At 45.9% G+C, this 14,100-nt stretch carries 13 protein-coding genes; all 13 read left to right on the forward strand.

Annotated elements, in window-relative coordinates; genetic code table 11:
• Positions 1 to 42 precede the first annotated feature (42 nt).
• The 13 genes from galT to ACYVD3_RS25065 all read left to right on the forward strand — a co-directional run bounded on the left by galT (position 43) and on the right by ACYVD3_RS25065 (position 14,063).
• Positions 43 to 1,560, forward strand: a complete 1,518-nt coding sequence (galT, locus tag ACYVD3_RS25005) for a UDP-glucose--hexose-1-phosphate uridylyltransferase (protein WP_460645210.1) — start codon at positions 43 to 45, stop codon at positions 1,558 to 1,560.
• Positions 1,561 to 1,708: 148 nt separating this feature from the next.
• On the forward strand, positions 1,709 to 2,572 hold the full coding sequence (locus tag ACYVD3_RS25010; RefSeq protein WP_460645211.1) for a YitT family protein: 864 nt from the start codon (positions 1,709 to 1,711) through the stop codon (positions 2,570 to 2,572).
• A gap of 211 nt (positions 2,573 to 2,783) precedes the next feature.
• Positions 2,784 to 3,821 carry an ABC transporter substrate binding protein gene (locus tag ACYVD3_RS25015; RefSeq protein ID WP_460645212.1) on the forward strand — a complete coding sequence of 346 codons (1,038 nt, stop codon included), beginning with the start codon at positions 2,784 to 2,786 and terminating at the stop codon, positions 3,819 to 3,821.
• Between the two features lie 200 nt (positions 3,822 to 4,021).
• Positions 4,022 to 4,936 carry an ABC transporter permease gene (locus ACYVD3_RS25020; protein ID WP_460645213.1) on the forward strand — a complete coding sequence of 305 codons (915 nt, stop codon included), beginning with the start codon at positions 4,022 to 4,024 and terminating at the stop codon, positions 4,934 to 4,936.
• 3 nt (positions 4,937 to 4,939) lie between these two features.
• Complete coding sequence (locus ACYVD3_RS25025) at positions 4,940 to 5,737, forward strand: ABC transporter ATP-binding protein (RefSeq protein WP_460645214.1); 798 nt, start codon at positions 4,940 to 4,942, stop codon at positions 5,735 to 5,737.
• A 250-nt stretch (positions 5,738 to 5,987) separates the two neighbouring features.
• Complete coding sequence (locus ACYVD3_RS25030; RefSeq protein WP_460645215.1) at positions 5,988 to 7,595, forward strand: C40 family peptidase; 1,608 nt, start codon at positions 5,988 to 5,990, stop codon at positions 7,593 to 7,595.
• Between the two features lie 166 nt (positions 7,596 to 7,761).
• Positions 7,762 to 8,691, forward strand: coding sequence for an NTP transferase domain-containing protein (locus tag ACYVD3_RS25035; protein WP_460645216.1), 930 nt, complete (start codon positions 7,762 to 7,764; stop codon positions 8,689 to 8,691).
• Complete coding sequence (locus ACYVD3_RS25040) at positions 8,688 to 9,719, forward strand: XdhC family protein (protein WP_460645217.1); 1,032 nt, start codon at positions 8,688 to 8,690, stop codon at positions 9,717 to 9,719. The genes ACYVD3_RS25035 and ACYVD3_RS25040 overlap by 4 nt, the downstream gene beginning before the upstream one ends.
• Entirely contained in the window at positions 9,719 to 10,357 is a 639-nt protein-coding gene (locus tag ACYVD3_RS25045; RefSeq protein ID WP_460645218.1) for a nucleoside-triphosphatase, read from the forward strand. The genes ACYVD3_RS25040 and ACYVD3_RS25045 overlap by 1 nt, the downstream gene beginning before the upstream one ends.
• On the forward strand, positions 10,332 to 11,348 hold the full coding sequence (locus ACYVD3_RS25050) for a FecCD family ABC transporter permease (protein WP_460645219.1): 1,017 nt from the start codon (positions 10,332 to 10,334) through the stop codon (positions 11,346 to 11,348). The genes ACYVD3_RS25045 and ACYVD3_RS25050 overlap by 26 nt, the downstream gene beginning before the upstream one ends.
• A 13-nt stretch (positions 11,349 to 11,361) precedes the next feature.
• Positions 11,362 to 12,135, forward strand: a complete 774-nt coding sequence (locus ACYVD3_RS25055) for an ABC transporter ATP-binding protein (RefSeq protein ID WP_460645220.1) — start codon at positions 11,362 to 11,364, stop codon at positions 12,133 to 12,135.
• 5 nt (positions 12,136 to 12,140) lie between these two features.
• A complete protein-coding gene (locus ACYVD3_RS25060) occupies positions 12,141 to 12,884 on the forward strand; it encodes a Rossmann-like domain-containing protein (protein ID WP_460645221.1) in 744 nt (247 codons plus the stop codon).
• Between the two features lie 36 nt (positions 12,885 to 12,920).
• Positions 12,921 to 14,063, forward strand: coding sequence for an ABC transporter substrate-binding protein (locus ACYVD3_RS25065; protein WP_460645222.1), 1,143 nt, complete (start codon positions 12,921 to 12,923; stop codon positions 14,061 to 14,063).
• The last annotated feature ends 37 nt before the right edge of the window (positions 14,064 to 14,100 follow it).

The raw sequence follows: 14,100 nt of genomic DNA on the forward strand, positions 1-14,100 counted from the left end.
GATAGGCTATTAGGAGAAAAAGAAACCAGGAGGGATACCACAATGATTTATGAGGCAATTAAGAAACTGGTACAGTACGGACTTGACACAGGCTTGATCGGGGAAACGGACCGGTTTTACGCTCTCAACCAGATCCTTGATGCAATGATGATGGACGAGTATGAGGAACCGGCAGGAGAAGGGGGAGAAATTGAACTGGAAGCTGTTTTGCAGGAATTGCTTGATTATGCCTGCCAGACCGGGATCATAGAGGAAGGCAGTGTTACATACCGGGATCTGTTTGATACAAAGCTGATGAATTGCCTGATGCCCAGGCCCAGCGAAATAGAAAAGACGTTCTGGGAACTGTACCGGAGCCAGTCGCCTCAGGCTGCAACCGGATATTATTATAAACTGAGCCAGGATTCCGATTATATCAGGCGATACCGGATCAAAAAGGATATGCGCTGGGTGACTGCTACCAAATACGGAGATCTGGACATTACGGTAAACTTATCAAAGCCTGAGAAGGATCCAAAGGCCATAGCAGCGGCAAAGCTGGTAAAACAAAGCGGCTATCCCAAATGCCAGCTTTGTATGGAAAATGAAGGTTATGCAGGAAGGACCAACCATCCGGCCAGAAACAATCACAGGGTCATCCGTCTTAAGATCAACAACAGCCAATGGGGCTTTCAGTATTCCCCCTATGTTTATTATAATGAACATTGTATCGTTTTCAACGGACAGCATATCCCCATGAAGATAGAGAGAGATACCTTTGTAAAATTGTTTGATTTTGTCAGGCTGTTTCCCCACTATTTTCTTGGTTCCAATGCGGATCTGCCCATTGTAGGCGGCTCCATTCTTTCCCACGACCATTTCCAGGGAGGAAATTATGATTTTGCTATGGCAAAGGCTCCCATGGAAGCTTGTTTCCGGATAGAAGACTTTGACGGCGTGGAAGCCGGGATCGTGAAATGGCCCATGTCTGTGCTGCGTACCAGAAGCAAGAATCCTGAGGACTTAATCGCTTTGGGAACAAAGGTTCTTGATGCCTGGAGGGCTTATACGGATGAGGAGTTCTTTGTTTTTGCGGAAACTGACGGAGAGCCTCATAACACCATTACCCCAATTGCCAGAATGCGGGATGGGGTGTACGAGCTGGATCTGGTTTTGAGAAACAATATTACCACGGAGGAATTCCCTCTTGGTGTATATCATCCCCATCAGGAGCTTCACCACATCAAGAAAGAGAATATCGGCTTAATTGAAGTCATGGGATTGGCGGTCTTACCTTCCAGGCTGAAGGAGGAGCTGAATCTTCTGGTCCAATGCATTGTGGAAGGAAAAAATATCAGAGATGATGAAGTCATTGAAAAGCACGGAGACTGGGCAGAAGCCTTTCTTAAGAAATACGATGAAGTGACAAAAGAGAATGTGGAGGAAATTTTAAAGAAGGAAGTAGGCCTGGTATTTGAACAGGTGCTGGAGGATTCAGGCGTTTACAAATGCGATGAACAAGGGCGGAACGGATTCGGACGGTTCCTTGCCGGCGTGGGATTTACCCCTTGTTCACAGTAAAAAGACTGTGAGAATATCAGATGGATTGGTGTTTGTAATTACCGCCCCTTTGAGGTATATTCGAGTGGGAGTGAAAGGAAGTTTTATGCTCACTCAATAAACATACAAAACCGGCTTAAAGGAGCCGGAGGGGGACAGATAAACAGTCATGAAGCAGATAGAAAACAAAACACTGAGAACGCTTGGGGAGTATGGACTGATCACGTTCAGTATCTGGATTATGGTGATAGGGATCTATTTTTTCAAATTCCCTAATAATTTTGCATTCGGAGGCGTTACAGGATTTGCAACAGTTATCAGCGCATTGACCCATTGGTCGGCCAGTGAGTTTACAAACATTGTGAACACGGCTCTTTTGGTGACCGGCTTTTTATTTCTGGGACGGAGTTTTGGGATTAAGACGGTTTATGCCAGCATCCTCATGTCCATATCCCTTTATATTTTAGAACGGCTGTATCCCATGACAAGACCGCTGACAGGGGAACCGCTTTTGGAATTGATTTTTGCGATTCTTTTGCCAAGCGTTAGCTCTGCCATCCTTTTCAGCGCAGGAGCTTCCAGCGGAGGAACGGATATTATTGCCATGATACTGAAACGGTACACCTGCCTTAACATAGGGACTGTGCTTTTGCTGGTAGATGTAACGGGTGTCATCATGGCCTATTTTGTATTCGGGCCGGAGACGGGATTATTCTCTTCCCTGGGCTTAATGGCCAAATCCCTTATCATCGGCGATGTCATTGAGAATATCAACCTATGCAAGTGCTTCAGCATCATCTGTGATGATCCGGCGCCTATCTGCGATTATATCATTCACGGGCTTAACCGGAGCGCTACGGTTTATGAGGCACAAGGCGCTTTCAGCCATCATAAGAAAACGGTCATCTTAACGACCATGAAACGCTCCCAGGCCCTTAAGCTTAAAAATTACATACGTACCGTGGAGCCAACGGCATTTATCCTCATATCCAATTCCAGTGAGATTATAGGCAAAGGATTTCTCGCCAATTGAAAAAAACCGGAGAATACCAATTCTCCGGTTTTTTGACGGATAATATAGGAGATAAGACTTTTAAAACCGTCATTTTTTACAAAAATGCGCTTTAGTGCTTTAAAAACACATAAAATTAAAGCAATAAAATTGACGGCATGTCTTTTTTGTAGTATGATACGAATTAAGTTCCAGAAAGGACGATATTTTGGAAGGAAGAGGAGAGAAGATTATGAAAAAAACAGCAAAAGTATTATCACTGGTTCTTGCCGGCGCCATGATGATGTCTTTAACGGCATGCGGCAGCAAAGCTCCGGAAACCACCACTGCGGCACCGGAAACAACCACGGCAGCAGAGAAGACAAGTGAAGCGGCAGAATCCACAGCAGAAAAGACTGCAGACGGAAAGCAGTTTAAAATCGGAGTTCTCCAGCTTGTACAGCATGCGGCCCTGGATGCCACCAATAAAGGCTTTATTCAGGCCCTTGATGATGCAGGTCTTAACTACACCGTTGACCAGCAGAATGCATCCGGCGACCAGCCTACATGCCAGACCATTGCCAGCAAGCTGGTCAATGACAAAGACGATTTGATCCTTGCCATTGCAACACCGGCAGCTCAGGCTGTGGCAGGAGCCACAAGCGATATCCCGATCCTGATGACAGCGGTTACTGACCCTGCATCTTCAGATCTGGTTGAAAGCAACGATAATCCGGGAGGAAACGTAAGCGGTACCTCTGATTTGACTCCGGTCAAAGAGCAGATTTCCCTGTTAAAGCAGATTCTCCCTGATGCAAAAACCGTAGGAATCATCTACTGCTCTGCAGAGTCCAACTCTGAGATCCAGGCTAAGATGGCAAAAGACGCCATTGAAGCGGAAGGTATGACAGCAGTGGATTACACCGTATCCAGCTCCAATGAGATCCAGACGGTTGTTACCTCTATGGTCGGCAAGGTAGATGCCCTCTATGCTCCTACGGATAATACCATTGCCGCAGGCATGGCAACCGTAAGCATGGTAGCCAATGAAAACGGCATTCCGGTGATCTGCGGAGAAGAAGGCATGGTAGATGCCGGCGGTCTTGCTACATACGGCATTGACTATTATGAACTTGGTTACTTAACAGGACAGCAGGCAGTGAAGATCTTAAAAGACGGTGCGGACATCTCCAAGATGCCCATTGAATACCTTCCTTCCGATAAGTGTAAGCTGACTGTCAACGAGGAAACAGCGAAGATTCTTGGAATCGACGTTTCCGGCCTTAAATAGGCAGATTGAAACAGGAATGAGCGGCAGGCGGTGCCTGTATGACTGGCCCGCCTGCTATCCATAGATGCTTTACATAAAGAATGGGGCTTTCATTTTTTATGTAAGGCATTTATGCCTATGAACGCCCTTCGGGCATACCTTTGTGCTCAAAATCCATGGGCAGAAAATATGAAAAGAGAAAACACACGGAGGAATGATTCATGAGTGGTTTACTGGTATCTCTTCAGGATGCTGTTGTTCAGGGAGTTTTATGGGGGATTATGGTTTTAGGAGTTTATATTACCTACAAACTGTTGGATATTGCCGATTTGACGGTGGATGGAAGCTTTGCCATGGGCGGCTGTGTATGCGCCGTCATGATACTGAATTTTCATGTGGATCCCTGGATTGCCTTAGGGGTTGCAACCGTAGCCGGAATAGCGGCAGGAGCGGTAACCGGATTGTTACATACAATCTTTGAAATACCGGCGATTCTGGCCGGAATCCTGACGCAGATCGGGCTTTGGTCCATCAATCTCCGGATCATGGGAGGAAAGAGTAATGTACCCCTTTTAAAGACGGATACGATTATGTCTAAATTTATAGCAGTAACCGGTTTAAGCAAACAGGGCGCCACCATGATCATCGGGATCGGGATGGCGATTGTTATGATCGCCCTTCTTTACTGGTTCTTTGGAACGGAAATCGGCAGCGCCATGCGGGCTACGGGCAATAATCAGGCAATGATCCGGGCTCAGGGGGTCAATACCAACTGGACAAAGCTTCTGGCCCTGGCCATCAGCAACGGGCTTGTGGGACTTTCCGGAGGGCTGGTCTGTCAAAGTCAGAAATATGCGGATATCGGTATGGGTACCGGAGCCATTGTCATCGGCCTTGCCTCTATTGTTATCGGCGATGTGCTCATGGGGAAATTACGCTCCTTTGGAAGCAGGCTTACCTCTGCGGTAGTTGGTTCCGTCATATATTTTGTGATCCGCGCCCTGGTTTTGAGAATGGGTATGGATGCCAACGATATGAAGCTGTTGTCGGCTGTAATCGTGGCCGTAGCGCTTTGCGTTCCGGTTATGACAAACAAATGGCGCATCAGGAAAGCTTATACTGAGGGAGGAGAATAAACCGTGCTGGATATTAAGAATGTCAGAAAAACGTTTAATAAGAATACCATCAATGAAAAAAAAGCATTAAATGGCATTGACCTCCATCTAAACGAAGGCGATTTCGTCACTGTGATCGGCGGAAACGGAGCAGGAAAATCCACAATGTTAAATATGATAGCAGGGGTGTACCCCATTGATTCCGGCAAGATCCAGATCGATGGAGTCAATATTTCCAGGGATCCGGAGTATAAAAGGGCCAAGTACATTGGAAGGGTGTTCCAGGATCCCATGATGGGAACAGCCGCCGGAATGGAAATACAGGAAAATATGGCGCTGGCTTACCGCAGGGGCAAGGGAAGAAGCCTTGCCTGGGGAATCAGGACCAATGAAAAGGCATTTTATTATGAATCCCTTAAAAAGCTGGGACTTGGACTTCAGGACCGCATGACAAATAAGGTGGGACTTCTCTCCGGAGGCCAGAGACAGGCCCTTACTCTTCTGATGGCGACCTTGAAGAAACCAAAACTTCTTCTGCTTGATGAACATACCGCTGCACTTGACCCAAAGACAGCCAGAAAGGTTCTGGAAATCACCCAGGAGATTGTGAATGAACAGAATCTCACCACCCTCATGATCACCCATAACATGAAGGATGCGATCCAGATCGGCAACCGGCTTGTGATGATGCATGAAGGCCGCATTATTTATGATGTATCAGGGGAAGAAAAAAAGAAGCTGGAAGTAGAAGACCTTCTTAGAAAATTCGAGGAGGCCAGCGGCGAGGAATTCGCCAATGACAGAATGATACTGGCGAAATAGCAGGTAAAAAACATGGGACCGGGAGCCTTTTACAGGCGTTTCCGGTCCTGTTTTTTGTTGTAATGTCTGGAAACTTATGTTCAAAGCCTTTCCAGAATGTGTTTTTTTATATGTTTGTAACATAATCTTAATAATTTTTTGCAGACCTAATATCGCAAAGTATGACATTTTATGCTATACTTAGACAGATAGGCTCATAGTCTGAATCAGCTTTCCGCAAGAATACAGGGAGATGGAGAGAAAGTACAGGATGGAAAACAACAATGAGAAAAAAGATTATATAATCCGTTTGGATAAAGCCAGAAAAAAACGCAGCCAGAATGATTATAAGAAACTTTTAACACTGGGCGGCGCAGCAGTTCTTTGCGTGGCAGTTATTTCAGCCGCCGGAATGGCAGTGAAGAAACACATGACTGCAAAACCGGCAGGCCTTGCCACAGGATCTGAGGCCTTAGGGGCAAAGTTAGAGGAATCCACAGATTTAAAGGCGGAAGCAGAAGCTGAGTCTGAGGCGGAAGCAGCAAAGGAAAAAGAAGAAAAAGAGAAAACAGTAAATTCCTACAATGATTTAGGAATCATCCAGGTGTCGGGCTATTTGAACGTGAGAAAGGCACCGGGCACCGAGGAGGATGTAGTCGGAAAACTTCAGGGAGACAGCGCCTGTGACATCCTGGAAAAGACGGACTCCGGCTGGTATAAGATATCTTCCGGCGGAATTGAAGGGTATATAATTTCCCAGTATGTACTGACAGGGGAAGATGCAAAAACAAAAGCAATGGATTTAGTAAAGCTTAGAGCGGTCGTCCAGACCGACAACATGAACATCAGGAAGGAGCCTTCCACCAGTTCGGATGTAATAGGCCAGGCGCTTATAAATGAGCGTTATGAGGTTGTGGACCAGACCGAGGGCTGGGTACAGACTACGGCCGGGTATTTGTCCGCAGATTATGTAAAGCTGGAATACGGACTGAATGAGGCCAGAAAACTGGATTTAAAGGCCATGGTGTTTAATCTCTATAAAAATATCGGAATTTCCGATGTGGATAATTATCTGAATGTAAGAGAAGAGCCCAATGAAAACGGCAAGGTCATTGCTAAGATGCCCAGTAAGGCTGCAGGAAATATTTTAGAAACTACCGATGATGGCTGGTATAAGATCCAGTCCGGCAACATTACCGGCTATGTAAAGTCTGATTATATCCTGACAGGACAGGCGGCAAAGGATGAAGCCATGCAGGTGGCGGAGCTTATGGCCATCGTCAGCACGGATATGTTAAATGCCAGAAGCGAGCCCTCTACTGATTCAAAGATTTGGACTCAGATATCCAACAACGAACGGTATCCTGTATTAAAGCAGGTGGATGGCTGGGTAGAGATCGAGCTGGAGGAAAACAGCAGTGCTTTTGTATCCACGGATTATATTGATGTGCGGTATGCTCTTCCTGAGGCAATCAAGTTCTCCCCATTGGAGGAAAAGGCCAATGTACAGGCATCGCTCAGGACCCAGATCGTAAATTATGCCCTGCAGTTTTTGGGAAATCCTTATGTGTGGGGAGGAACCAGCCTTACAAAAGGTGCTGACTGTTCCGGCTTCACCTTGTCCGTTTACGCTCACTTTGGCATAGGTCTGCCTCATTATTCCGGCTCTCAGGCCGGTATGGGCAAGGCGGTGAAATCCGGTGACATGAGACCTGGGGATCTGATCTACTACGCAAACAGCGGAGGGACTATCAACCATGTTGCCATGTATATTGGAAACGGTCAGATCGTACATGCAGCCAGCAGGCGAAGCGGCATTAAAATTTCCACATGGAATTACCGGACACCGGTAAAGATCCGAAATATGATCGGTGATTAACTCAAGGCTCCCGGATTGAAATTTGATTGATGTTTTGATTAAATTTCAATCCGGGGGTCTTTTGTTTTTTTTACCTTTTTTCTTGGGTTTACAAATTCTGGAAAAAGGGTTATAATGAGCACAACCGTTATATTTTGAAAAATATAACGGAAAGGCGGGATCCGGTATGAAAACAGGTGCGGTTATTGTTGCGGCGGGGCATAAAAGTGCCACCAGTACATTTAAACCATTGATGCCCATTGGAGGCACAACCGTTATTAGACGGATAATTATGATGTTGAAACGGTCCGGTGTGGATCCCATCGTGGTCATAACCGGAAAAGACGCAAAGGAATTGGAAAAACACATTTCTAAGCTAAGAGTGATCTGCCTTAGAAATGAGAATTATGAAAATTCCCAGATGTTTGACAGCATCTGTACAGGCCTTAATTACATTGAGGATTTGTGTGACCGGGTTCTTATTCTTCCGGTAAAATTCCCCATGCTGCTGCCGGAAACCATTAAAAAAATTATGAACAGCAGCCAGCCAGCTGCTTGCCCGGTCTTTGACGGCCGAAGAGGCCATCCGGTTATGATCAGCAAGGAGCTGATACCCGCCATCCTGTCATACGACGGAAAATGCGGGCTGCGTGGAGCTTTTAAGCAGACGGAATTAGATATTTTAATTGAAGAAATCCCAGTTGATGATAAAGGAATCATAGAATCAATTGAAACAGAGGAAGATTATGCAAGAAACTATGATGCCGGACGGGTTTCCATGCATCCGGTTGCAAATCTGTTTCTGGAATGGGACGAGATCTTCTTTGGGCCGGGGATTGCCCAGTTTTTGATGCTGATTGAGCATAACGGTTCCATGCAGACGGCTTGCCGGCAGATGAACATGTCCTACAGCAAAGGTTGGAAAATTATGAAAGAGGCAGAAAAACAGCTTGGATATCCTCTTTTGATCACCCGGTCAGGCGGAGCAGAGGGAGGATTTTCCCAACTCACACCCAAAACAAAGGATTTTCTCAACCGGTTTTTAGATATGGAAAAAGAATTAAATGAAAAAACAGAAGAACTGTTTTTAAAATATTTTGAGGGGGTATTGAAATGAAGCAGTTGTTTAAAACAGTTTTAGAAACACTGGAAAAAGGCGAAGATGGAGTTTTAGTAACCATTATTGCAAGTTCTGGATCCACTCCAAGAGGTGCAGGATCCCATATGCTGGTAAGGCGGGACGGGACCACGGAAGGAACGATTGGAGGCGGAGCGGTGGAATACCGGTCCATTCAGAGATCTCAAAAGGCCATTGAGGAAAAGGCATCCTACACCCACGGCTTTGTACTGGGAAAGGAACAGGTGGCTGATTTAGGCATGATCTGCGGCGGTGATGTGGTGGTTTACTTCCAGTATTTAGACCATGAAAATCAGGAATTTAAGGACTTATGCAGGAAGATAGAAGAAGCCTATGACAAGGATGAAGATAGCTGGCTTATTATGGATATTACCAATGAAACCGCATGGGGGCTGGGTATTTACAGCAAATCAGCAGGGGTTACAGGAATAAAGGAAATTGAAAAAGAAGAAAGAGAAATTCTTCTTCAACATAAAGCAGTTCAGAAAAACTTTGGTGATCGTAAGTATTACAGCGAGCCTTTAGTCAGGGCCGGCTGTGTCTATGTTTTCGGCGGCGGACATGTGGCCCAGGAATTGGTACCGGTTCTGGCACATGTAGGATTTCGGTGTGCCGTTTTTGATGACCGGCCGGAATTTGCCAATGAAAAATTGTTTCCCCAGGCAGAGAAGACCATTGTGGGGGATTATGAGCGGATTTTTGATTCTCTTGAATTAAGGGAATGCGATTATGTCTGCGTCATGACCAGAGGACACCAGTCGGATTACGTTGTTCAAAGACAGGTTCTTACAAAAAATGCCTGCTACATCGGTGTGATTGGCAGCCGCAGGAAGCTGGAGACTCTGGCCGGAAAGCTTATGGCAGACGGCGTCACCAGAGAACAGATCGACAGTTGTCACAGCCCCATTGGTCTGGAAATCTATGCAGAAACGCCGGCTGAAATCGCCATCAGTGTGGCCGGAGAACTGATCGCTGTCAGGGCTTTGCGGGAAGGGCGAAAAAAATAATGGGAGGATTTCTATTTTTAAAAGGTGATTCAGGAGAAGGAAAAACAACCCTGCTTTTTGAATGCTTAAAGCCCTGGCACCGGATGATGGGAGGGTTTTATTCCCAGCGATTGATTGATGAAGAGGGAATGACCATGGGATTTCGCATGGTCCCGGCAGACGAAGAATGGATTCCGGCAGCTTCCTATAAAAAAGGAATGACGAATGTATTTATCCAACGGACTGAAAACGGCTTCCATAAAAATCTTGAGTTTTTTAAAACCGCTGGGAAGGAAATTTTGCGTTCTTCCACTCATAGCAGGCTCTGCCTTCTGGATGAAATAGGCGGGGTGGAACTTTTTGTACCGGAATTTATGGCTGCAGTTCTTGGCTGCATTGATAGCGAAGTTCCCTGTATTGGAGTTTTGAAAAGCCGGAAAAATCTGGAAGCCATGAGGACCAGAGTTCCCACCCAGCCGGAGCCGGACAAACTCCTTTTGGACTTGGAAGAAAAGCTTGGAAAACGGTCAAATGGACGCATTCTTACCTTTGAGCGTGAAAAGAAAGAGTACATTCGGACGGAAATCATGGAATTTTTGAGAGAATATACGGAAAAGGAAGGAAAAGGAACACATGGTAGAAAGGGACCAGATTTATAAAAGACGTTTTGGAATCATAGTGCTCTTATTTATTGCCTGCTTTTTTGGTTCCTTTTTGCTTGGCCGGTACCCGGTATACCCGGACACGCTTTTAAAGGTCCTTCTTTCTGCAGTTTTTCCCATAAAAACCACCTGGCCTGCCCAGATCGAAACTGTTGTTTTTCGGGTCCGCCTTCCAAGAGTTTTCATGGCAGCATTGATCGGTGCAGGATTGTCCTGTGCAGGCGCTGCTTATCAGGGAATTTTTAAAAATCCCATGGTATCACCGGATGTTCTGGGTGCATCTTCTGGGGCGGGCTTTGGGGCGGCCCTTGGTCTGTTTTTTTCCTTGGGATATAACGGAGTAACAATCAGTGCATTTACTTTTGGTCTTGGTGCGGTAGGAATTGTCTGTCTCATCAGCAGCCGGGTAAAGTATAATCCCGTGCTGGGCCTGGTGCTGTCCGGTATGATGGTAAGCTCCCTTGCTTCCTCAGCGGTTTCTTTTTTAAAACTGGTGGCAGATCCGACCAATACCCTTCCGGTCATTACCTATTGGCTTATGGGGAGCCTGGCATCCATCCGGCAGAAAGATGTGATGTTTGCTGCACCATGGATTCTGATTGGGATCCTTCCGATTTATCTCCTTCGGTGGCGGATCAATGTTTTAAGCCTTGGTGATGAGGAAGCCAAGAGCATGGGGATCAATACCAGAAAACTCCGTTTGATCGTTGTAGTCAGTGCAACTTTGATTACCTCGGCTGCAGTTTCAGTAAGCGGACACATCGGATGGGTGGGACTGGTAATTCCTCATTTTGCCAGAATGCTGGTAGGAAGCGATTACCGGAGGCTGTTGCCGGCCTCTCTGCTTATGGGAGGCAGCTTTCTGTTGATCGTGGATAATTTTGCAAGGCTTTTGGCTACCAGTGAGATCCCCATTGGTATTTTGACTGCATTTGTTGGTGCTCCGTTCTTTTTATATCTTATTTTGCGGGAAGGGAACCGGCTATAGAAGGGGAGGAGTTATGGAGCTGACGGTAAAAAATCTGGAATTCGGCTATCGTTGTTTTCCAGTATTAAAGGGTATCAATTTTTCATTCAATAAGGGAGAACTGGTCTGTGTTCTTGGAAAAAACGGTGCTGGGAAAAGTACGCTGTTTCGCTGCATGTTAGGTCTGCTAAAGGGGTACCAGGGAGAGATTCTGATCGATGGAACAGAACGCCGGCACTTCTCAGAACGGGAACTGGCCGGAAAGATTGCTTATATTCCCCAGAACCACGATACTGCATTCTCTTTTTCGGTTCTGGACATGGTATTGATGGGAACAACTGCCTCACTGCCTCGATTTGCAGGTCCGGGACAGAAAGAAAAAGACAGGGCATTGAATGCTCTGAAGCTTTTAAAGATTGACGGTCTAAAGGACCGCATTTTCGGACAGATCAGCGGCGGAGAACAGCAGCTTGTTCTGATTGCAAGGGCCATCGCCCAGGAAGCAAAAATACTGGTTATGGATGAACCATGTTCCAGCTTGGATTACGGCAACCAGATCCGGGTCATGGAGGAACTTCGGACCTTGTCGGAAAAGGGATATTTAATTGTGCAGTCCACCCATAATCCGGAGCATGTCTTTTATTTTGCCCATAAAGCACTGGTGATGATGGATGGAAAGATAACTGCCTTGGGCGAGCCGGACAAGATCTTGACAAAAGAACTTTTGGAAGGCGTATACCAGGTGCCTATTGAGATCTATGAAGATTTAAAACGCGGGAAAAAAATGTGTATGCCTGGGGAAAGGTGATGTGTATGTGGGAATTGTATGACAGTCTGATAGAACCAATACCAGATGACGTAAAGATAGAAGATTATATTGTCGGGATCCAGTGGACTTCGGTGACTGCCTGCGGATATACCGGTGCAACAGCGACAAATCCGCTTCAGACCATTCAAAGGACTGAAAAAAACATTCTGGATATGTCCTGGAAGGAAGCTGCAGGGCTTATAAAGTCCTGGAATTTTACAGAGGCCAGCATAGGTGCTGCAGCGGTAAATGCCTATTATAATCAACCGGACCGGATCAGCAGACTTGAAAAGGAAGGAACAATCAGGCAGCTTTCTAAGGAAGATGCCTTTATGGCCCATAGTAAGGATATGAAAGGGAAAAAGGTAGCCACCATCGGACATTTCTGCTTTGCAGAAGAATATTTGAAAGAAGCGGAGTCCTGTGTAATTCTGGAACGCAATCCAAGGGATGGGGATTATCCGGACAGTGCTTGTGAATATGTACTTTCAGATAGAGACTATGTATTTATCACTGGATTTACCCTGGTTAATAAAACCCTTCCAAGACTGTTAGAGCTGTCCCGGAATGCCAAAGTCATTCTAGTGGGGCCCAGTGTGGCCCTTGCTCCTGTGCTTTTTGACTTTGGTGTGTGGGAGCTGGCAGGTACTCTTATTACAGATAAAAAGCTTACAGAGGAATTTGTTAAAAAAGGAGAGCACAAGGCGGTAATCCGTTCCGGTTTGCCGGTAAGGCTTTCACCAAAATAGATATAAGCCGCAAAAGCGGCAGAATGGAGGATTAGTATGAAAAAAATGAGAAAAGGGCTGGTGCTTGCTGCGTTCCTTGCTGCTGCGGTACTGGCAAATGGCTGCCAAAAAGGAAGCGGTAAGGAGGTTCCGGCCAGTCAGGCAGAGACAACTGCGTCTGTAAAAGCGGAAACTCAGGCAGAAACAGAAAAGAAGAGCGAAGCAGGGGCGCAGTCAGATACCAGAGTGTTTATTGATTCGGCAGGAAGAGAAGTTACACTGCCAAAGGAAATTAATAAGATTGCTCCTTCCGGGCCTTTGGCACAGATTGTGCTTTATACCCTTTGTCCAGATAAGATGTCCGGACTTGCTTCTGATTTTTCTGAGGGCGCAAAGGAGTATATTGACGAAAAATATTGGGCACTTCCCAAATTCGGCCAGTTTTATGGAAAGAATGCAAACCTTAATATGGAGGCCCTCATTGCGGAAAGCCCGGATGTAATTATCGATATCGGAGAAGCGAAAAAAACCGTAAAAGAGGATATGGATGCCCTTCAGGAGCAGCTTAACATGCCAGTCATCTTTGTGGAAGCGGATCTGGATACCATGAGTTCTGCTTATGAAATGCTGGGAGAGCTTACCGGAGAGACTGATCAGGCAAAAAAACTGGCGGACTATTGTAACAACATACTAAAAAAGTCTGAAACAGCCAAGACGCAGTTGGCAGAGACAGAAAAGAAATCAGTCTATTTTGCTGTTGGAGATGATGGACTTCACACCAATGCAGAGGGTTCCATTCATGCCCGGGTCATCGAACAGATCGGAGCGGAAAATGCAGCCAAAGTTGAAAAGGTATCAAGCGGCGGCGGAAGTGAAGTATCCTTTGAACAGCTTCTTCTGTGGCAGCCGGATATCATCATCGCAGATTCTGAGGCTCTGTACCAAACCATAACAACGGATAAGGTCTGGGGAGAATTAAATGCAGTGAAAGAAGGGAAGGTATATCAGATACCCTCTGTTCCCTACAGCTTTATGAGCAGTCCGCCTTCCGTCAACCGGATGATAGGAATTCTGTGGCTGGGCAATCTTGTGTATCCGGAACAGTATAATGTTGATATCAAGGAAGAGGTAAAGGACTTCTACGAACTGTTTTATCATGTGGCTCTTGATGATACACAGATAGAGAAAATATTGAAATAAAAAAACATAACCTCCCGGATCGGGGGGTTATGTTTTT

Source organism: Lacrimispora brassicae, from assembly GCF_054772055.1.

Coding starts and splice junctions, on each gene's coding strand:
- ACYVD3_RS25035 (WP_460645216.1), top strand. CDS start 7,762: ATGAAAACAGGTGCGGTTATTGTTGCGGCGGGGCATAAAAGTGCCACC.
- ACYVD3_RS25020 (WP_460645213.1), top strand. CDS start 4,022: ATGAGTGGTTTACTGGTATCTCTTCAGGATGCTGTTGTTCAGGGAGTT.
- ACYVD3_RS25055 (WP_460645220.1), top strand. CDS start 11,362: ATGGAGCTGACGGTAAAAAATCTGGAATTCGGCTATCGTTGTTTTCCA.
- ACYVD3_RS25065 (WP_460645222.1), top strand. CDS start 12,921: ATGAAAAAAATGAGAAAAGGGCTGGTGCTTGCTGCGTTCCTTGCTGCT.
- galT (WP_460645210.1), top strand. CDS start 43: ATGATTTATGAGGCAATTAAGAAACTGGTACAGTACGGACTTGACACA.
- ACYVD3_RS25060 (WP_460645221.1), top strand. CDS start 12,141: ATGTGGGAATTGTATGACAGTCTGATAGAACCAATACCAGATGACGTA.
- ACYVD3_RS25040 (WP_460645217.1), top strand. CDS start 8,688: ATGAAGCAGTTGTTTAAAACAGTTTTAGAAACACTGGAAAAAGGCGAA.
- ACYVD3_RS25050 (WP_460645219.1), top strand. CDS start 10,332: ATGGTAGAAAGGGACCAGATTTATAAAAGACGTTTTGGAATCATAGTG.
- ACYVD3_RS25045 (WP_460645218.1), top strand. CDS start 9,719: ATGGGAGGATTTCTATTTTTAAAAGGTGATTCAGGAGAAGGAAAAACA.
- ACYVD3_RS25030 (WP_460645215.1), top strand. CDS start 5,988: ATGGAAAACAACAATGAGAAAAAAGATTATATAATCCGTTTGGATAAA.
- ACYVD3_RS25015 (WP_460645212.1), top strand. CDS start 2,784: ATGAAAAAAACAGCAAAAGTATTATCACTGGTTCTTGCCGGCGCCATG.
- ACYVD3_RS25010 (WP_460645211.1), top strand. CDS start 1,709: ATGAAGCAGATAGAAAACAAAACACTGAGAACGCTTGGGGAGTATGGA.